The organism is Microvirga ossetica (assembly GCF_002741015.1).
GTDB lineage: Bacteria > Pseudomonadota > Alphaproteobacteria > Rhizobiales > Beijerinckiaceae > Microvirga > Microvirga ossetica.
In genome coordinates, this window is sequence record NZ_CP016619.1 from 73,166 (window position 1) to 91,491 (window position 18,326).

General features: G+C 62.4%; 14 protein-coding genes and 2 pseudogenes. 14 read left to right on the plus strand and 2 right to left on the minus strand.

Annotation, left to right across the window (positions count from 1 at the left end; translation table 11 throughout):
* Window positions 1-151: 151 nt before the first annotated feature.
* Complete coding sequence (locus BB934_RS38265) at window positions 152-598, plus strand: putative zinc-binding metallopeptidase (protein WP_237050712.1); 447 nt, start codon at window positions 152-154, stop codon at window positions 596-598.
* Window positions 599-699: 101 nt separating this feature from the next.
* Here BB934_RS38265 and BB934_RS38270 read toward each other — a convergent pair whose 3' ends face one another.
* On the minus strand, window positions 700-3,168 hold the full coding sequence (locus BB934_RS38270; RefSeq protein WP_099514944.1) for a PAS domain-containing protein: 2,469 nt from the start codon (window positions 3,166-3,168) through the stop codon (window positions 700-702).
* A gap of 476 nt (window positions 3,169-3,644) precedes the next feature.
* Between BB934_RS38270 and BB934_RS38275 the strand changes: the two genes are divergently transcribed.
* The 5 genes and pseudogenes from BB934_RS38275 to BB934_RS38300 all read left to right on the plus strand — a co-directional run bounded on the left by BB934_RS38275 (window position 3,645) and on the right by BB934_RS38300 (window position 9,496).
* The gene (locus BB934_RS38275; protein ID WP_099514945.1) at window positions 3,645-3,875 is read left to right on the plus strand and encodes a hypothetical protein; all 231 of its coding nucleotides are present in this window, start codon (window positions 3,645-3,647) and stop codon (window positions 3,873-3,875) included.
* Window positions 3,876-4,084: 209 nt separating this feature from the next.
* Window positions 4,085-4,657 (plus strand): PRC-barrel domain-containing protein, encoded by a 573-nt coding sequence (locus tag BB934_RS38280; protein WP_099514946.1) that lies wholly within the window; start codon window positions 4,085-4,087, stop codon window positions 4,655-4,657.
* Window positions 4,658-5,097: 440 nt separating this feature from the next.
* Window positions 5,098-6,858: an adenylate/guanylate cyclase domain-containing protein gene (locus tag BB934_RS38285; protein ID WP_237050713.1), complete on the plus strand. Its 1,761-nt coding sequence runs from the start codon at window positions 5,098-5,100 to the stop codon at window positions 6,856-6,858.
* Window positions 6,859-7,023: 165 nt separating this feature from the next.
* Window positions 7,024-7,689, plus strand: a pseudogene (locus tag BB934_RS38290) (ornithine cyclodeaminase family protein); the annotation flags it as partial.
* Between the two features lie 730 nt (window positions 7,690-8,419).
* Window positions 8,420-9,496 (plus strand): NAD(P)/FAD-dependent oxidoreductase, encoded by a 1,077-nt coding sequence (locus tag BB934_RS38300; protein WP_099514948.1) that lies wholly within the window; start codon window positions 8,420-8,422, stop codon window positions 9,494-9,496.
* A gap of 18 nt (window positions 9,497-9,514) precedes the next feature.
* Here the strand turns inward: BB934_RS38300 and BB934_RS38305 are convergent.
* Window positions 9,515-10,656 (minus strand): IS3 family transposase gene (locus tag BB934_RS38305; RefSeq protein ID WP_418294720.1). Its coding sequence is split into 2 segments (ribosomal slippage): window positions 9,515-10,398 and window positions 10,398-10,656, totalling 1,143 coding nucleotides; the frame shifts between segments, so codons are not numbered across the junction.
* 55 nt (window positions 10,657-10,711) lie between these two features.
* On the opposite strand from BB934_RS38305, the pseudogene BB934_RS38310 reads away from it, so the two are divergent.
* The 8 genes and pseudogenes from BB934_RS38310 to ald form a co-directional block, all read left to right on the plus strand.
* Window positions 10,712-10,930: pseudogene (locus tag BB934_RS38310) on the plus strand (FAD-dependent oxidoreductase); the annotation flags it as partial.
* 282 nt (window positions 10,931-11,212) lie between these two features.
* A complete protein-coding gene (locus tag BB934_RS50735) occupies window positions 11,213-11,386 on the plus strand; it encodes a hypothetical protein (protein ID WP_335645679.1) in 174 nt (57 codons plus the stop codon).
* 18 nt (window positions 11,387-11,404) lie between these two features.
* Window positions 11,405-11,686, plus strand: coding sequence for a multicopper oxidase domain-containing protein (locus BB934_RS38315; RefSeq protein ID WP_335645680.1), 282 nt, complete (start codon window positions 11,405-11,407; stop codon window positions 11,684-11,686).
* Window positions 11,687-12,030: 344 nt separating this feature from the next.
* Window positions 12,031-13,353 carry an NAD(P)/FAD-dependent oxidoreductase gene (locus tag BB934_RS38320; RefSeq protein ID WP_099514950.1) on the plus strand — a complete coding sequence of 441 codons (1,323 nt, stop codon included), beginning with the start codon at window positions 12,031-12,033 and terminating at the stop codon, window positions 13,351-13,353.
* Window positions 13,354-13,377: 24 nt separating this feature from the next.
* Window positions 13,378-14,607: an aminotransferase class V-fold PLP-dependent enzyme gene (locus tag BB934_RS38325; RefSeq protein WP_237050714.1), complete on the plus strand. Its 1,230-nt coding sequence runs from the start codon at window positions 13,378-13,380 to the stop codon at window positions 14,605-14,607.
* A gap of 33 nt (window positions 14,608-14,640) precedes the next feature.
* A complete protein-coding gene (locus tag BB934_RS38330) occupies window positions 14,641-15,522 on the plus strand; it encodes a GNAT family N-acetyltransferase (protein WP_099514951.1) in 882 nt (293 codons plus the stop codon).
* A 42-nt stretch (window positions 15,523-15,564) separates the two neighbouring features.
* A complete protein-coding gene (gene aspA, locus BB934_RS38335) occupies window positions 15,565-17,001 on the plus strand; it encodes an aspartate ammonia-lyase (protein WP_099514952.1) in 1,437 nt (478 codons plus the stop codon).
* A 12-nt stretch (window positions 17,002-17,013) separates the two neighbouring features.
* Complete coding sequence (gene ald, locus BB934_RS38340; RefSeq protein WP_099514953.1) at window positions 17,014-18,123, plus strand: alanine dehydrogenase; 1,110 nt, start codon at window positions 17,014-17,016, stop codon at window positions 18,121-18,123.
* The last annotated feature ends 203 nt before the right edge of the window (window positions 18,124-18,326 follow it).

An 18,326-nucleotide genomic window follows, 5' to 3' on the forward strand; every position in this document is an offset into this window, starting at 1 on the left:
CTCAATCTCTCGAGGTCGGATCATGCAGATCGGGCCTTTCGTCTGCCGATGTCCATCTCGATCCCATGATGTTTGCGGCAAGCGCTTCAAGGAGCGCAACAATTCGAAGGATTGCTCCACTCCTGTGACCGTCAGCACAAGGAATGCCACGATGAAGCTCTTCAAGTGTCAGGCTTGCGGTCAGCTCCTCCATTTCGAGAACCATGCTTGCGAGCGCTGCGGCCACCGCCTCGGCTACCTGCCCGATACCGTTACCGTCTCGGTCCTGGAGCCCGACAGCGACACGACTTGGCGTGCCTTGGCCCAGCCCGGGAGTGCCCACCGCTTCTGCGCCAATGCCGAGTTCGACAGCAGCAACTGGCTCGTCCCGGCTACTGCGGGCGAGGCCTATTGCACTGCCTGTCGGCACAATGGCGTCATCCCCAACGCGTCGGACCCGGCCAACCTTGCTGCCTGGAGAGTGATGGAGCAAGCGAAGTATCGGCTGTTCTATACCCTGCTCCAGCTTCGATTGCCGCTGAAAACGCGGGCGGAGGATCCGGAGCACGGTCTCGTCTTCGAATTCCTGGCCGAACCGCGAACGATGGCCCCAAGATGATGACCGGGCATGACGAGAGCCTGATCATCATCGCGCTCAGCGAGGCCAACGATCTCGAGCGCGAGAGGCGTCGCGGGATGAGCATCGCCACATTCCTGCAATCAACGGAGGTCATTGAGCGTGCCTTCCGTAGGCTCGAGAGATAGGTGGCTCCACCCATCGACCAACGGGATGACGGCGTTGATGGTCGTTCCGGCTGGTCCGCCCACAATCTCCAGGGCACCGTCGAACTGCCGGATCCGGGCCTCCATGCCCGGAATCCCGACGCCCAGACGCGGCGCGTCGCCGCTTCCGTCCGGCATCGCTGGGTTAAAGCCCCTGCCGTCATCGATCACCGACAGGCGCAGCGCGCCTTCCGCGATCTCGAGATTGACAGCGACCCGGCTCGCCTCGGCATGGCGGTGCACGTTGATCAGCGCCTCCTGTGTGACCCGGAGGATCGACCGCTTTACCTCGAAGGGAACCTCGTCGACCTCATCGCTGACAGCGACCTCCCCCGCGATCCCGGTCCGGTCCGCGAAACCGCCGACGAGCTGGCGCAGCGAGGCCGCAAGGCCATGCGTGCGAAGACCGGGCGGATAGAGCAGGAAGGACAGGGTGCGGATTTCCCGCTGCGCCTCGTCCAGGGAGGTCCAGACCGGATCCAGGGCCTTTGCCACGGCGCCGGGATCCCCCGCGACCGCGCTGACCTGCATCAGGGCGAGCCCGGCCGCGGCCAGGTGCTGGGCGGTGGTGTCGTGCAGGTCGGCCGCGATGCGCTGGCGTTCCTCCTCCTGGAGCGACAGCAGGCGGCGGGCGGTGTCCCGTGCATCCTGGCGCGCCGCCATGAGTTCGGTGACATCCTCGTGCGCAACGACGACGTAGGTTCCGCCGTCGTGCGTGAACCGGGCGGCCGTCATCTGGAAGAAGCGGTCGCCGCCGCGATAGCTCGACCGAAACTCGTGACGATCGCCGTCGAGCAGGGACGTAAGGCCCCTGGCCACGGCCGCAGCCCGCGCCCCACCCAAGGCGGCGAAACGGCTGGACTCACGGTAGTCGATCCCGATCCCGTGGTCCGCATCGGCGTAGCCATTGGCCTGGCCGAACAATCGCCAGGCCCGGTTGACCGCGATGATGACCCCAGTCCCGTCGAGGATGGCGACATGAGCGGCGAGCGCGTCCACGGTGGCCTGGAGCAGTCTCTGGCTGCGCTCGACCTGTTCGCGGGCCTCCCTGTCGGCGGTCACGTCGCGCGCCGTCCCGACCAGGGTAACGATCCGTCCGGTCTCCGGATCGCGGACGGGAGCCAGGCTCGTCTGCCAGTACCGACGGCCGCTGGGAAGGTCGAGGACCTCGTCGTAGATCCATGGCTGTCCGGTCTCGAGGCATGTCCGGTAACGGGCCGTCACGGCCGCGGCGGTTTCGGGCGGCAGGCACTCCCATGGCTCCTTGCCGGCGATGGCCACGAGGGAGAGCCCTGTGGCCTGTTCGTGCGCCGGGTTCAGCCCCTCGAACACGAAGCGCCCGTCGGGAGCGACCGTTACGATAAAAAGGCTTTCGGACGTATCGTGCCACAGGCTGGCGTAGCGGGCTTCCGCCAAACGCAGCTTGCGTGCGGACTCTGTTGCAGAGGTCTCGATGGGTCCGACCTGGCGAGCGACCGCCAGACCGACAGCGCCTCCAGCGAGCAGCAGGGCGAGGCCGGCCCAGGCGATCCGCGAGCGCGCCTCCGTGACGGGAGCCTCGATCAGGGCGGCGGGGACGATCGTCGCGGTCACGAAGTCGGTGGTCCGGGAGGCGCGATAGGCGAAGAAGGTTCCCGAGGCGGGATCGTAAACTGTCCCGTCCGCTGGCGCTTCGGGGGAGCGCAGCCGCTCCTGGAGCGCCGTCGGCATGCCAACGGAGGATGGCCGGGCATCGCCACTGGAGGCCGCAGGCATCCGGTTGCGGTCGAACACCGTCGTCACCCAACCATCCGGAAGAGACTTGTCCCGGAGGGACGCGGCGATCCTGGCCTCGGGGAGGTTGACCGAAAGGACCCCCTTCATGCGCCCGTCGGAACCGTCGATCCGAGTGGCCACTGCAATGATGGGTGTGTTGGCCACCGGAGAGAAAGCACGGCTGGACACGCTGATGCCCCTGTCGCGGACCCTGGCCCAGGCATCATCGAACTGCCTGTAGTCCGTGCGCCTCGGGAGCGGACTTCCGAACGGCCGCAAGGTGTTGAGTATCTGGCCGTCGGGGTTCCACAGCGTGAACCATGTTCCCTCCGGTCTCGGCGTGGCGGCGAGCTGGTCGTAGAATGCCCGATACTCGCCGGACACGAGCGAAGGTGCCTTGGACAGCCCCATGAGGAGGAAGCCTGCCGCAGCCACCTCGCGTTCGAAGGATGTGGCGCTCGCGAGGGCGGCGGCCTGGGCGCGTTGCCTCAGCGCATCCCGGTCCTCGAGGGCCTCCTCGTTAAGGAAGGCCGCACTGGCGACGAAGGCGGCGAGACCCACCACAGACGAGGTCAGGGCGACGCGCCAGCGGAGGCCGAACATCGGCCAACGTCGGCTGGGTCCGGAAATCGGCAGCGCGACAACGGTCATGGCCTTCTCCGAGACTGGAGGGCAGGAGCTCACATAGGGTAACCGATCCGGTCATTCCTGACACCTTAGGACCACTCAGGGTTTCCCTGCGGCGATTCCGGACGCCCAGACGTGTGGAGTGCGAGGAGAACGACTTGGCGGATGGCCTGAAGACGGGGCTGGGCGAGGTGATGACGTCGTTGTGCGGACCCGGGGATGAAGACAGGGGCGATGGAAGCCGGCCCGATCAGGTATTCCCTGCGCCGACTTCGGGGAAAGCCCCGATGCCCGATCCGCCCACGGCCTGCTAGGCTGCTTGACGCGTCGGTCACCTGTGATCGGCCGGACGGCGTGGGAGCGCCGCAACGGGAGAGTGCCATGGGGTCCTGATCCCGCCTGCCCGTCGGCCCGACCTCGTCTCTCTCGGCGAGCTCGACCAGACATCCGAAGCCCTCAAGAGGGTGCGCCGCGACTGCAAGATTGCCAGGAACAGGTTGATGACCGTCCGCGAGGCATTGGAAGGCGTGCTCGATGAGGCGTTCCGCCGGCAATCGTTCGGACCGATCAAGCATCTCTTCCGGCGTGAGGAGATCGCACTAGCGGCGTACCGGAAAGCGGCGGCGGAACGCGCCAGGTTGGAGCATCGCTGGCATGCCGTGCGGGCCGCCCTCGAATACGAATGCGACCTCATGACGACATCCCCGCCTTCTTATCGCCTCCGGAACTGATCCGCAGTTTCCATGGCTCTGTTGCGAAACCCGTCACACCACAGGACGTAGTAGTGGTCGCGCCCGGAAAGGGACTACTGATTGTAACTCCCGCAGTTGATGCAACAGAACCCCGGCGCCGTATCCAAGCCTGCCTCGACGTTGCTTTTCCAGAAGTGTCGTGAGCCAATGGAAAAGGGACCACCCACCCCTTCGAACGGGAGGCGCTCATGAGAACGTATTACATCTTCCAGGCTACGAGCTTCCCTGACCTGCGCGGCTTCACCGATGACCACAGAGGCGACATGCTACCCACCGAGGAAGGACCGTGGACCCTCGTGCGCCAAGTCGGCCCGGATGAGGAATGGAACCTCAACGTCAGCAGAGCAGTCGTTGCGGCAGGCATACTTGAGAATGGTTTTTTTCTCTGGGGTCCAACCAATCGGCTCGCTTCATCCCACCCGATCATCGAGAGTGATCGTGTTGAGGGCACAGCGGTGTTCGACCGCGAGAACAACCCGATTGGCACCATCAAGCGGCTGTTGATCGAGAAGGCGAGTGGCCGTGTCGTCTACGTCGATGTGACGTTCGGGGGCTTTCTAGGCATCGGCGTCCATCATCACACGATCCCGTGGGAAAAGCTTGCATACGACAAAGAGCTTGAGGGCTATCGCACGGACATCACGAAAGCGCAGGTCCAGGGTGCTCCAAGCTTCTATGGTGATGACCAAGCCTGGCCTGATCCCAAACGCGAGCAGGAGACGAAGGATTACTGGCGCGATTTTCCGAGAGGACCGGTATGAGCGGGGCAACTACCCAATCCAGTCGCGAGTGACACTCCTGGGGTCGTCCAACTCCCAGCGTAGCGCGTCAGGCGCGGAGAGCCCCGACTTGGCAGCCATCTCCAAGGACCACCGCTGGGACCATTGGAAGAATGAGGGAGCGATCTCCCTGTACCTCGGGAGCGTGTTCGTCATCCTCACGCCTTGGGGGCGATCCGCAGGAAAGCCATAGCGGCCCGCGGCGGTCTCGTAGCTGCGGAACTGGAAGCCAGGCAGTACCAGCGACCTAGGCACCTAAAGCACTGGGCCACCCAAAGGCGGCGTGCAAGACAGCTATCCGAGGCCCTTGGGAACCCCTGAGGGCTTTTTGCTTCTGCCAAGGGAGCGTGAGCGGGTTTTGCAAGATGCAAGCTCTGAGTGGGCTGTGGACTGTGTCGCCGGAAATACCCATACTGAGCCCCGTGGACAGCGCACAGACCATGGGCTCTGACGAGCGCCGCCTCGTGGCGATTTTCGCAGCCGACGTGGCAGGTTACTCGCGGCTGATGCGGGCCGACGAGCAGGGCACCCTGAGAGCTCTTCAGGCTGACCGCGGGATCATCGACGGCAGTATCGCCGACCATCGGGGCCGGATAGCCAACACGGCCGGAGACAGCATCCTCGCCGAGTTCCCGAGCGTGGTTGACGCCGTACGATGCGCTCTGACAGTCCAACGTGCGATAGCAGACGCGAACGCCGCCACCCGACCGGGTGAGCAGCGCCTGCAGTTCCGTATCGGTGTTCATGTCGGGGATGTCGTGGCGAAGGGCGGCGACCTGTTCGGGGACGGGGTTAACGTCGCCGCTCGCCTTCAGGCTCTCGCCGAACCTGGTGGCCTCTGCTTATCTGAAGAGGCCCACCGGTACGCCGCGCGGCCGTTGTTACTCACGTGCACCGATTTGGGCCAGCAGGACGTCAAGAACATCGACGGCGGTATACGGGTGTTCTCGGTGCGTCTGATCGGACAGCTCGCATCTGATAAGCCGAGGAGCCCGCCGACAATGGTCTCGGAGAGGCCAACTGTTGCGGTGCTCCCGTTCGGGAACCTGAGCGGTGACGGTGCCGAGAGCCACTTCAGTGATGGCATCACCGACGAGATCATCACCGGTCTCGCCCGCTTCCGGTCGCTGTTCGTCGTCGCCCGCAACTCGTCCTTTGCTGTCCGAGACCAATCCCTCGATCTCGCCGAAGTCGGCCGTCGGCTTGGCGTGTCCTTCCTCGTTCAGGGCAGCGTGCGCCGCGCGGGTGATCGTCTTCGCGTCACAGCCCAACTCGTCGAAGCGGGAACGGGCGTCCAGCTCTGGGCTGAACGCTACGACCGACACGTCGACGATGTGTTCGCAGTTCAGGACGAAGTCGCCCAGACCATCGCTTCAACCCTATTCGGGCGGATCGAGGACGCAAGGCTCCAGCTTGCTTTACGTAAGCCGACGGAGAGCATGGCTGCCTATGACTTCTTCCTCCGAGGTCTGGCGCACTTCCGAGGCTACGAGGACGATAGTAATCAACAGGCCGCCGCCATGTTGGAGCGGGCCGTCGGCCTTGATCCGCAGTTCGCGCTGGCGCAGTCGTACCTCGCGTTCGTGCGATGTGCGGTCGACGGGTACGCCGCCGCCTCTCGGGCCACGTTGGACGCGGCCTTTGCCATGGCAGCCCAGGCGATCGACCGCGACCCACAGGAGAGCCGGTGCCACCGGATGCTCGGTCTCGTCTGCGTCTACCGCCGCGACCTCGCAACTGCGCAACGCCACCTGGACCGGGCGCTCCAGCTCAATCCAAACGATGCGGACGCGATGCAGCAGATGGGCTATGTGCTGACCCTCCGGGGCAAGCCGGAGGACGCGCTCGCGTGGATGGAGCGATCCCGGTGTCTCAATCCGTTCCACCCAACGTGGTACAACTCGGGCCTTGGCACCACGCTCTACTCCCTCAGGCGCTACGCAGACGCGGCGGAAACCTTCCGGCGGCTGCCAAACCCAGGGCCCTGGTCGCACACAAGGCTTGCGGCCTGCTACGCGCAGCTCGGCGAGGAGGGGAAGGCGAAGGCCCTTGTGGACACTGTGCTTCAGGTCCGTCCCGACTACTCGATCTCGACCTTCCTGACGCGTGACGTTCTCCTGGAACGAGCCGAAGACCGAGAGCATCTTCGGGAGGGGTTAATCAAGGCAGGTTTTCCAAGCTGACGCCCGCGTGCTCTGCTACTGTCACGTTGCCGTCGAGTAGCTGAAGCTGTCGCTGCGCATCCCCCAAGCCAGTTCAAATCAAACCACGAGGGGAAAGCACCGGTCGCATCGGCCAGGAATTGACGGCGCGACCGCGGGCAACGCGATACCCACTGGCGGAAAGGCGATGGCGGCGGCGGGCGGATCGGTGTTGCCATCGAAGCGGGTCTCGTCAACGCCTACCGCACCGCTGCTGCAGACGCGGTGGCGGCTGACGCGTTGGCACGCCGGGATGCCGCGACACTAGCGCTCTTCGGATCCGGTCATCAGGCGCAGTACGAATGCATGGCCTTGGCGCGGGTGCGACCGCTCCGCCAAGTGCTGATTGTCGCTTGCAACACCCACCGGGCCGAGGCGATGGCGTCCGCGCTGCGCCAGCTGGGCTTGGAGGCCGAGGTCACAGGAGCCCAGCATGCCTGTGAAGCCGCCGACATCATCGTGACCGCGACACCGGCACGGGCACCCCTGTTTGCCGCTGACTGGGTTCGATCAGGGACGCATATCGCCAGCATGGGATCTGATGCGCGTGGCAAGCAGGAACTACCGCCCGAGTTGTTTCGGCGTGCGACCTTGTTCTGTGATCTTGCCGATCAGGCGCGCAGCATCGGCGAATTTCAGCATGCAGCCTCCGATGCCGTTATCACCCCACTCGGTGAGGTACTGTCAGGCCGCCACCCGGGCCGAGGTTCAAAGGATGAGATTACGATCTTCGACAGCTCAGGGCTGTCGTTGCAGGACCTCTACATCGCTCGTCATCTCCTCGACAAACGAGGTGCATTGGTGTCGATTTAGCTTACGCGCCATTCAACTCGATTGCCTAATGAACATTGTGCCGGCGATTAAACGCTAGACAATGGGTAAGAGTCGGCATGCCGCAATTCCGACCCAAATACATCAGCTATGTCAGCGAATTCAGACCAGAGCCGATGAACGGCTTCATTCGCAGCTTCGCGGCTTTTTGGTTCGAAGAGGTCCTTGGAAACCGGAAGCCTTATCGTGACGTCGTGTGCAATGCCCTGGCACTGGTCTGCAAACGCTGGAATGTCGAGTGTCAGTCAAAGGACACAATGTGCTTCTGCGATGCTATTCCCAATTGGGGTCCGCACTCTGACGTGGCCGAGCCTTTGAGCCGCGTAGGCAGTAGGATCCCGCTCGTGCTCCTCTTGAACGCAATGAACGAGCTTATCCTGCGTAATATCGAGAGGCTTCAGGCTCCCTTCAATGCAGAACACGGCCGAGCAGGCTCAATCCTACAAACCCTGTCGGAAGGCATTCGACTATGTGCGCGACCACTTGGGACCAAATCTGAGGATATGCTGCACGTCTCCTCATGCTTACGCTGCGACCTGATGCCGGCACACGATATCGGCATCAACAACAAGGTTGTCATCAATCGTGGCCAGAAGTCACCGACACCATACTGCGAGTGTGCTGAGATTAGGGACAGCGAGGGGTTGCCTCCTCTGGCCGTGCTTCAAGAACCGATTCGATAGGCGGAAGTCTCTCTGGAAAGACAGATCGCATGAAATTGGAACCCTACTGGCTCGATACGGCGCCGCCCTTCACAGATGGTGAGCAGGGTCCCCTGGAAGGCACGGCCGATGTAGCGATTATTGGCGGCGGCTTTACCGGATTGTCAGCAGCGCTGGCCGCCGTGCGCAAAGGAGCTTCCGTCGTTGTGTTAGAGGCCGAGGCCATTGGATCAAAGGCGTCGGGTCGCAATGGCGGCCATGTCAACAACGGCATGGCCCATTCATTCGTCGCGGTGGCTGCGAAGCACGGTGTTGATCGTGCACGAGAGCTTTACCAAGCCTTTGATGCTGCGGTGGACACTGTTGAGCGCATTGTGCGCGAGGAAAAGATAGACTGCGACTTCCGCAGGGCCGGTAAGGTGAAGCTTGCAGCTAAACCTGCTCACTTCGCGAGCATTGCTAAGAACTATGAGATGATCTCCCGCGAAGTTGACCCGGACACCCAACTACTTTTCAAAGACGATATACGGAATGAGGTTGGCACAGACCGCTTCTTCGGTGGCATGCTGCAGCGCCGTAGTGCCATGATGCATATGGGAAAGTTTAGCCGCGGTCTCGCCTCTGCAGCAGCGCGCTCGGGCGCACGCATATTCGAGAATGCCTGTGTGACAAAACTCGAAAAGCAGGCCGGTTCCGGTTTCCGGATCACGACGCCGCGTGGTCATTTGACAGCCTCACAGGTCCTTGTCGCAACCGGCGGCAACACAGAGGGGCCGTTTGGCTATTTCCGACGGAGATTTGTGCCAATCGGCGCTTTCGTGATTGCGACCGAGCCCCTCGCTCCTGCTATTGCGGCGAGAATCATGCCTGGCAACCGCACCGTCACCACCTCGCGCAACCTCGTCAACTTCTTCCGCCTTTCCCCGGACAATCGCCTCATCTACGGTGGTCGAGCCCGGTTCGCATTATCCAGCCCTCGATCGGACGCTAAGAGCGGTGTAATCCTTCAACGTTCCATGCTGGACGTCTTTCCCCAGCTCACTGGTATCAGTATCGATTACTGCTGGGGTGGCCTGATCGACATGACGGCGGACCGCTTTCCTCATACTGGATTTGCTTCGGTTTAGTGGAGAGCGGTTTGGTAGCTATCCGGCCAGCCTTTCGAACTGAGCCGGACTGACATAGTCCAGTGTCGAATGACGCCGGACGGGATTGTAGAAGCCATCGATGTAACGACCGATCGCCTTCCTGGCCTCGGCTCTCGTCTGGAAGACGGTGCGCCAGACCAGCTCGGACTTCAAGGTCTTGAAGAAAGTCTCGACCACGGCATTGTCGAAACAATTGCCTGTCCCGGACATTGAGATCCGGATGCCGTGCTTCCGCAACTCGGCCTGATACTCGATCGAACAATATTGACTGCCGCGGTCCGCGTGATGGGTCAGCCCCTCACCGGGTCTTCGGATCGCCAGAGCCTTGCGCAGCGCCTCGAGCGCCAGTTCCTTGTGCAGCCGGTCGCTCACCGCCCAGCCAACCACCCGGCGCGCGAAGAGATCCAGGACCACGGCCAGGTAGAGCCAGCCCTCGCTCGTCCACACGTACGAGATATCCGCGGCCCACTTCTGGTTCGGGCGCTCGGCCGAGAAGTCCTGCTCGAGCAGGTTGGGAGCAATAGGAAAGGCGTGGTGGCTGTCGGTGGTGCGCTTGAAGCGACGTTTCTGCCGGGCCTTGAGCCCATTCTCGCGCATCAGTCGGGCCGTCCGACGGCGCCCGATCGGCAGGCCCTGATCCTGGAGTTCGCGCGTCATCCGTGGGCTGCCATAGGTGCCATTCGATTCTCGAAAGGCGGACCGGACATGGGCGAGCAGCACCAGATCGTCGCGCTGACGCTGGCAGGCCGGACGACTTCGCCAGGCAAAGTAGCCGCTCTGGCTCACCTCAAGAACCTGGCACAGGCGCTGGATGGGGAATTCCGCTTTCGCCGCATCGATGAACGTGAACCTCATCGACTTCCCTCCTTGACGAAAAAAGCGGTGGCCTTCTTGAGGATGTCGCGCTCTTGCCGCAGCACCTCGTTCTCGCGACGGAGGCGCTTGAGCTCGTCCATGACATCCTCATTGGGCGGCGGGGCCGACGAAGGCCGCATATCCTGGTGCTCCGCCATCCAGCGCGCGAGCGTCGAACGGTTCACCCCAAGATCGTCGGCGATCGCGCGTTGCGAGCGCCCACTCGTCAAAACGAGGCGGACGGCCTCATCCTGAAACTCTCTCTTAAAACGGGTCTTCGGCATGGAGATCCTCCTGCTTCATCAGAAGCTCTCCATTTTTTCGAAGCAAGACCATACTGGCGAGCGAGACGGTCTCTACTTTGCCATGGGATACAGCGGACATGGTGCACAAATGTCAATCCATCTTGGCTCGCTTATGGTTGATGTGATGGATGGACATCCCGAGAAAAGTCCATTCGGCCATATGCCGTGGCCTGCCATTCCAGGGCACTTCGGCCGGCCTTGGTTTCTGCCCATCGTAGGAGCCTATTACAAATTCAAGGATATCGTGAGCTGACCACGACGAACATGATCACTCTTGACATCGCGAACCCGAGAGTTCCAAGGGGGAGCAGCATCGTATATGGGCCGCTTCTCGTAGGGCTTTAGAGCGTCGAAAAGCTGCGACAGCCTACCCTCCTTCCCCAAGATCCTGGCGCTGGCTTTTCTCGTCGCTCCGTACTTCATCCTGATGCCGGGCATGGGCTATGGAACCGCGGGGCCAGGACACCCAAGCCGCGCGGACCCGTCCGAAAATAATCCTCGAGCACACCGTCTTCGGCCTCGCATGTACGTAACCGTGCTGGTACTTGCGGCCAGCGCTGGCTGCGGTCATTTCACCTTGTACGGGCCTGTCCTGGATCTCGGCCTCGAACGGCAGCTGCGGGCTGCGACGCCTTTGAGCATCCGTACGGCCGACCGCATGATCACCACCGAGCTGCAGGGGACCATGAACGGCTATGCCTGGAGCTAGACTGGCCTCAAGAAGCCCGTGCAGGTCCGCAAGGGCGAGCGGGTGGCGATCACCATGCGCAACACGAGCATGAAGGCCCACCCGATGCATCTTCATGGGCACCGCTTCCAGGTCATTGTCATCGAAGGGGTCCAGCTGACGGGAGCAGTCAGGGACACGGTCCTGGTTCCGCCGGACAACTCAGTGACGGTCGCATACGATGCCGACAACGCCGGAACCTTCGCGTTCCACTGCCATCATCTCTATCACATGGCGGCGGGTATGATGGGCTTCATTACCTATGACGGCGTTGCCGGGTGATGGACGCACGAGGAGGGGCGTTGTCCAACGCTCCCCTGCTTTTGCGCAGGCATCGTTTGCATGGATCCCGTCAGCTCGAAGGCGGGAGTCGTCGGTGTTTTCCGCGCGGTCGCCAGAACGAGCCGCCCTGAATCAGACCACCCATCCCTGGAACTCGGCGCTCATGGGACACCCGGGGCGAGAAAACAGGCACATGCTAAGGTCGCCCTGCCTGCAGTAACTGCCGAAAGGTGCCCATTCTTCAGCGTAAAATTCCGAATTTGAGTGCCTGCTCGGGCGCATTCTGTGGCGGAGATGTTGAATACTGACATCCAGCGAACTGCCATCATCTTAGGTCTTACTCCGTGTCACCCTCAATTCTGCGCATTCCGAGCGACGAGAAACTTCCCGCAGCCGCCGATGTTGTCATCATTGGCGGCGGCATCGTCGGCGCGACCGCCGCGCATTTCCTCGCCCGGCGCGGCCACTCGGTGGCCCTTTTGGAAAAAGGGTACATTGGCTGCGAACAGTCGAGCCGGAATTGGGGTTGGTGCCGGCAGCAGAACCGCGATGCGCGAGAACTGCCGCTCTCCGGCATCGCCCTGCGGCTCTGGGACGAACTCACGGCCGAGATCGGTCGAGATCTTGGGTTCCGCCGGTGCGGCCTCGTCTACGCGACCGATAATCCCAAGCAGCTTGGTGAATGGGAAAAGTGGCGTGAGACGGCGCGCCAGTTCGGCGTCAATACGAAAATGATAAGCGCTGCCGAGGCGGCTGCCGCAATGCCTGGTACCGAGCGGCGCTGGTTGGGGGGCGTTCACTCGTGGGAGGACGGCAAGGCCGAACCGGGACTGGCCGCACCGACGATCGCCGAAGGCGCGCGCGCCCATGGTGCCACGATCCACCAGAACTGCGCCGCACGCGGCCTTGACATCACCCATGGCGCGGTGACCGGCGTCGTCACGGAGAAGGGGTTTATCCGGGCCAACGCGGTCCTGTGCGCCGCTGGCGCCTGGGCGTCCGCCTTCTGCCGTCGTCACAAGATTTCCTTTCCTCAGGCGAGCGTGCGCCAGAGTACCCTGCGCACCCGCCCGGCTCCGAACGTGGGGGAGGCGATCTATACGCCGGACTGCGTGCTCACGCGCCGCATCGATGGCAGCTATACGCTGGCCATCAGCGGAAAGGCGGTGCTGGAGATCACCCCGCAAGGCATTCGCCACGCGCGCTCCTTCATGCCCATGTTCGTCAAGCGCCTGAAGGCCGTGGAGATCGGCCTTGGCAAGTCGTTCTTCGAAGGACCGGAAGCGCTGGGCAGATGGAGCCTGGACGAACCGTCCCCCTTCGAGCACATCCGCGTTCTCGACCCCTCGCCCAAATCCCAGGCAATCACCGCAACCCTGCAGCGTGTCAAAAAGCTCTTCCCTGCCTTGGCCGGCATCGAGGTTGCAGAGAGCTGGGGCGGCTATGTGGACTCCACCCCCGACGCAGTGCCGGTCATCTCCTCTATAGAGGAGATCCGGGGCTTTTTCCTGGCGGCGGGGTGTTCCGGCCACGGCTTCGGCATCGGACCGGGGATCGGACAACTGGCTGCCGACCTGGTCGCCAACGATACACCTTGTGTTGATCCCACTCCCTTCCGCCTCTCGCGCCTGCTCGACGGCTCGAAGGTGGAGGTCGGATCGATCTGATTTCCGGCTGCGATGGAGCAGAGCATGATTTTACCCGCCATCGAGCCACCGGGCACCGGGCAAGGGATGCCTCTGGCTCCGATTGCCGGCGCCCATACTGGAGAAGTGGCGTGGCATCGGATCCGCGCAGCCTATCCGCAGCAGCAGCCATTGTTGAATCTGAACAATGCAGCCGTCAGCCCGCCACCGCTCGTGGTCCAGCAGGCGGTCATCGATGCCTATCTGTTGACCAGCCAGAATCCCGACGTCAACATGTGGAGCAAGCTGGACGCGGCGCTCCCCGACATCAAGAAGCAGCTCGCTGGATTGATCGATTGTGCGCCGCATGAAATCGCGCTGAACCGCAATTCTTCGGAGGGATTGTCCACGGCCATCTTCGGGATACCACTCACGTCTGGCGACCAAGTGCTGTTGTCGCCGTGGGATTATCCCAGCATGCGTGCGGGTTGGCTCCAGCGGCAGCAGCGGGAAGGCATCGAGGCGGTGACCTGCCGCTTCGATTGGATGGCCAGCGACGACGATGTCATCGCCGCCTTCGAAGCGGCGATTACGCCGCGCACTCGCGTCATGCAGCTAACCCACATGTTCCACTGGAACGGCCGGGTTTTGCCGATCAAGCAGCTGTGCGCTTTGGCTCGAGCGCATGAAATCATCACGGTCGTCGACGGCGCCCAAACCTTCGCGCAGATGCCTGTCAGCTTTCGTGAGCTCGGTTGCGATTTCTTTGTGACAAGCCTCCACAAGTGGCTGGGCGCGCCGGTCGGCAACGGCATGCTGATCGTCAAGGAATCTCAAACCGAGCGCACATGGCCGCTGCTCGCACCCTTCGAGCAGCCGTCGTCCGGGATCGACAAGTTCGATCACTGGAATCTCGGCACCTATAATTCTGCGCTACAGGCGGGAATCGCGCCGGCGATCCGGTTTCACAGCGAGATTGGCGTGCGCAACATCCATGCACGCTTGCAGGAGCTCACCCGCTATTGGGTGGGCCTCGCTCGCGATATCCCCGGCTTCCGGCTGCATACACCGTTGGACACTGATGACCTCGGCGCCGTGAGCCTGTTCTCCATCGATTACGTGGATTCCAAAGCCCTTGAACGAGAGCTGCGAGAGAAACATCTGGTTCACGTTAAATACCGCAGGGTTGAGCATGTCGAGGGCCTCCGCGTCTCGCCGCACATCTACATGCTGAAAACCGACCTTGATACCTTCGCGGTAGCACTAAGGGATGTCATAGAACACGCTGGCCGCTAAGACGAGGCTGGCCTGCGAGCAATAGGTGCGATCATGCTGGACGATACGTTTCTCCTTGATGCCTTCACCGTGCGACTTGGGGACATCATGGATGTAGAGCCCGACGCCCTCCATGCGCTGTCCCTGAGCGTCGGCTGGCCTCATCGGGCCGAGGACTGGCAGCTCCTGCGCGAGGTGGGACAAGGGGTTGTGGCGCTGGACTCTATCGGCCGGGTGTACGGTTCGGCTATGTGGTTCCCGTTCGGCGATGATTTCGCTACGGTCGGCATGGTTATCACTCCGCCTCGTCTGCAGGCTAACGGCGGCGGACTTTGGCTGATGCGCCACGCGCTGGCGCGCACCCAAGGACGCTCTCTTGGCCTTCATGCTACGGAGGCGGCGCACCGCCTGTGTCTCTCGCTCGGTTTTGTGGACGAAAGGACCGTCTACCAATGCCAGGGGGAGGCAACGATGCCCCCAGACGTGGTGCCGCCCGCTAAGGCCGAGGTGAGAGACCTCCGCCCTTCCGACTTTGCCGCTCTCTGCGAGCTGGACAGGCGCGCCAGGGGCGCTGACCGGGCAAACCTCCTTGCGTCGCTGGTGGCGCGGTCGCGCGGCATTGTGCTCTGCCGCGAAGGAAACTTGGAGGCCGTCGCCCTATGCCGCCCCTTCGGACGCGGATCCGTAGTCGGACCGGTCATCGCGGCGACGGACGAGGACGCAATCGCGGTGGTTCTTCCGCTGGTGACGGAACATGCCGGAACCTTCCTACGCATCGACACGGGGCAGATGGAGGGCGATTTTGCCCGCTTTGTCGTCCTATGCGGCCTGCCGGTCTACGACACCTTGACGCAAATGTCGTTTGGGCGTCCATGGGTCCCTGAGGCGGCGGGGGCACACGTCATTTATGCCCTGGCCAGCCACACCACCGGCTGAATGACGAAAGGCCTCAGAGGTACAGTGATGCCAACCAGCCCTATGCTTCTCCCAGCTGATAATCGCTCCACGCGCGTCGAGCACGACCTGCTGGGAGATCTGGCGGTTCCTGCCGGCGTCTATTACGGCGTGCAGACGGCCCGCGCTCTGGACAATTTCCAGATCACCGGCATTCCCCTCTCCCATTTTCCCAACTTCGTGCGTGCGTTAGCGATGGTGAAGAAGGCAGCCGCTCGCGCCAACGGCAAGCTCGGCCTTCTCCCGGAAAGATTGGAAGCTGCGATCTCGGCGGCCTGCAACGAGGTGATCGCCGGACAATGGCATGACCAGTTCGTCGTTGACATGATCCAGGGTGGTGCCGGCACCTCTACCAACATGAACGCCAATGAGGTGATCGCCAACCGCGCCCTGGAGCTGATGGGATACGAAAAGGGGCAGTATGAGCACCTGCATCCCAACAACCACGTCAACCTGTCGCAATCCACCAACGACGTCTATCCGACCGCCGTCCGGCTAGGTCTCCTTCTGAGTTACAGCGACCTCACCCAGGCCATGGAGAATCTTTGCGCGGCCCTACGCGCTAAGGGAGTGGAGTTCGCGCATATCATCAAAATGGGACGAACCCAGCTGCAGGATGCTGTTCCCATGACGCTCGGCCAGGAGTTCTGGGCCTTCGCCACCACCATGAGCAAGGACATCGAACGCACCCACGAACTGGTGCGGCTGTTGCGCGAGATCAACTTAGGAGCGACCGCTATCGGCACTGGCATCAATACGGATCCAGATTATGCGCCACTCGTGGTTGCCGAACTCTCTGAGATCAGCGGTGAATCTCTGGTGCTGGCAACAGACCTCATCGAAGCCACCTCGGATACCGGCGCCTTCGTCACCTTTTCGGGCGTTCTGAAGCGCATCGCCGTGAAGGTATCCAAGATCTGCAACGATCTGCGCCTTCTCTCCAGCGGCCCACGTGCGGGATTGGGGGAAATCAATCTGCCGCCGGTGCAGCCGGGTTCTTCCATCATGCCTGGCAAGGTCAATCCGGTGATTCCGGAGGTGGTCAATCAGGTGGCCTATCAGGTCATCGGCAACGATCTGACGGTAACGTTTGCGGCAGAGGCGGGGCAGCTGCAGCTCAATGCTTTCGAGCCGGTGATCGCTCTCAACATTCTCCAGTCCATTCGCATCATGACCCATGCCATGACAGCACTGACCGAGCGCTGCATCAAGGGCATCACCGCCAATGAGGACCATTGCCGGAAATTGGTCACCCACAGCATCGGCCTTGTAACCGCGCTGAACCCGGTCATCGGCTACCAGAACGCGACCCGCATCGCGCAAAAGGCGCAGGCCACGGATCGTGGCGTTGCCGACCTCGTGCTGGAGGAAGGGCTGCTCAGCCCGGCCGAACTCGACGACATTCTGCGGCCGGAAAACATGACGCGGCCGCGCAGGATCGCAACCCTCCTATCGAACTGAAGGAAAACAGCCATGCTCGTCGGGGTTCCGAAGGAAATCAAAGCTCATGAATATCGCGTCGGGCTCACCCCCAGCGCAGTGCGCGAGTATGTGGCACACGGGCATAAAGTGTTAGTGGAGTCCGATGCGGGCGCTGGTATCGGCGCTCACGACGATGCCTATCGTGCGGCGGGAGCGGACATCGCTGCAGACGCGGCAGAGGTTTTCGCCAAGTCAGCAATGATCGTCAAGGTCAAGGAGCCGCAGCCGTCCGAATGGGTGCAGCTGCGGGAAGGGCAGATTCTTTTCACTTACCTGCATCTCGCGCCTGATCTAGAGCAGACCAAGGGCCTGCTCGCCTCCGGCTGCACGGCAGTGGCCTATGAAACAGTGGTCGATGCGAAGGGCGGATTGCCGCTGCTCGCTCCCATGAGCGAAGTGGCAGGCCGGCTCTCCATCGAGGCCGCGGCGCTGGCGCTACGGCGCTACAACGGCGGGCGTGGACTCCTTCTGGGCGGCGTGCCGGGGGTGGCGCCGGCCCGCGTGCTGGTGCTGGGCGGCGGCGTGGTGGGGACGCAGGCGGCGCGCATGGCGGTGGGGCTGGGCGCCGAGGTAAGCATTCTCGATCGCGCCATTTCCCGGCTGCGCCAACTCGATGATCTGTTCGCAGGGCGCGTGCGGACGCGATATTCCACCCTGGCAGCTATCGAAGAGGAGATTGCGGAGGCAGATGTGGTGATCGGTGCCGTTCTCGTGCCCGGTGCCAGCGCGCCGAAATTGGTGAGCCGAGCTATGCTTTCACGCATGAAGCCGCGCGCGGTTCTGGTGGATGTAGCGATCGATCAGGGCGGATGCTTCGAGACCTCACGCCCCACGACTCACGAGAGTCCCACCTTCGAGGTGGATGGGGTGATTCATTATTGCGTCGCCAACATGCCTGGCGCAGTGCCTGTGACGTCGAGCGAAGCGCTGAACAACGCCACTTTGCCTTACGGCCTTGCGCTGGCGGATCGCGGCGTCGATGCGATCGTTGAGATGCCTGGGCTTCTGGAAGGGCTCAACGTGCACGCCGGAAAGCTCACCTACAAAGCCGTCGCAGAGAGCCTCGGCCTCCCCTGGACCGATTTAAGGAGCCTGCGCTGATGGCTTGCCGGTTCCGCAGTGGCAAGCGTGGCGTTGTCACATCCAGCAATTGCAGGCCATTTAGGCCGTGAGCTGCGCTTGTTTAAGATATTGAAGATGCACAATCCGGCATTTACGGGATGAGCAGTGTAGGCAAGTAGAACTCGTTGATATGACAAAGCCGCTCGGCGCAGGAGACTTCGTCCGACAGAACAATGTCCAAC

Bases quoted from the DNA above. Each gene is read 5' to 3' on its own strand.
- aspA (WP_099514952.1), top strand. From the start codon at position 15,565: ATGCTTCTCCCAGCTGATAATCGCTCCACGCGCGTCGAGCACGACCTG.
- BB934_RS38265 (WP_237050712.1), top strand. From the start codon at position 152: ATGAAGCTCTTCAAGTGTCAGGCTTGCGGTCAGCTCCTCCATTTCGAG.
- BB934_RS38270 (WP_099514944.1), bottom strand. From the start codon at position 3,168: ATGACCGTTGTCGCGCTGCCGATTTCCGGACCCAGCCGACGTTGGCCG.
- BB934_RS38275 (WP_099514945.1), top strand. From the start codon at position 3,645: ATGACCGTCCGCGAGGCATTGGAAGGCGTGCTCGATGAGGCGTTCCGC.
- BB934_RS38300 (WP_099514948.1), top strand. From the start codon at position 8,420: ATGAAATTGGAACCCTACTGGCTCGATACGGCGCCGCCCTTCACAGAT.
- BB934_RS38280 (WP_099514946.1), top strand. From the start codon at position 4,085: ATGAGAACGTATTACATCTTCCAGGCTACGAGCTTCCCTGACCTGCGC.
- ald (WP_099514953.1), top strand. From the start codon at position 17,014: ATGCTCGTCGGGGTTCCGAAGGAAATCAAAGCTCATGAATATCGCGTC.
- BB934_RS38325 (WP_237050714.1), top strand. From the start codon at position 13,378: ATGATTTTACCCGCCATCGAGCCACCGGGCACCGGGCAAGGGATGCCT.
- BB934_RS38330 (WP_099514951.1), top strand. From the start codon at position 14,641: ATGCTGGACGATACGTTTCTCCTTGATGCCTTCACCGTGCGACTTGGG.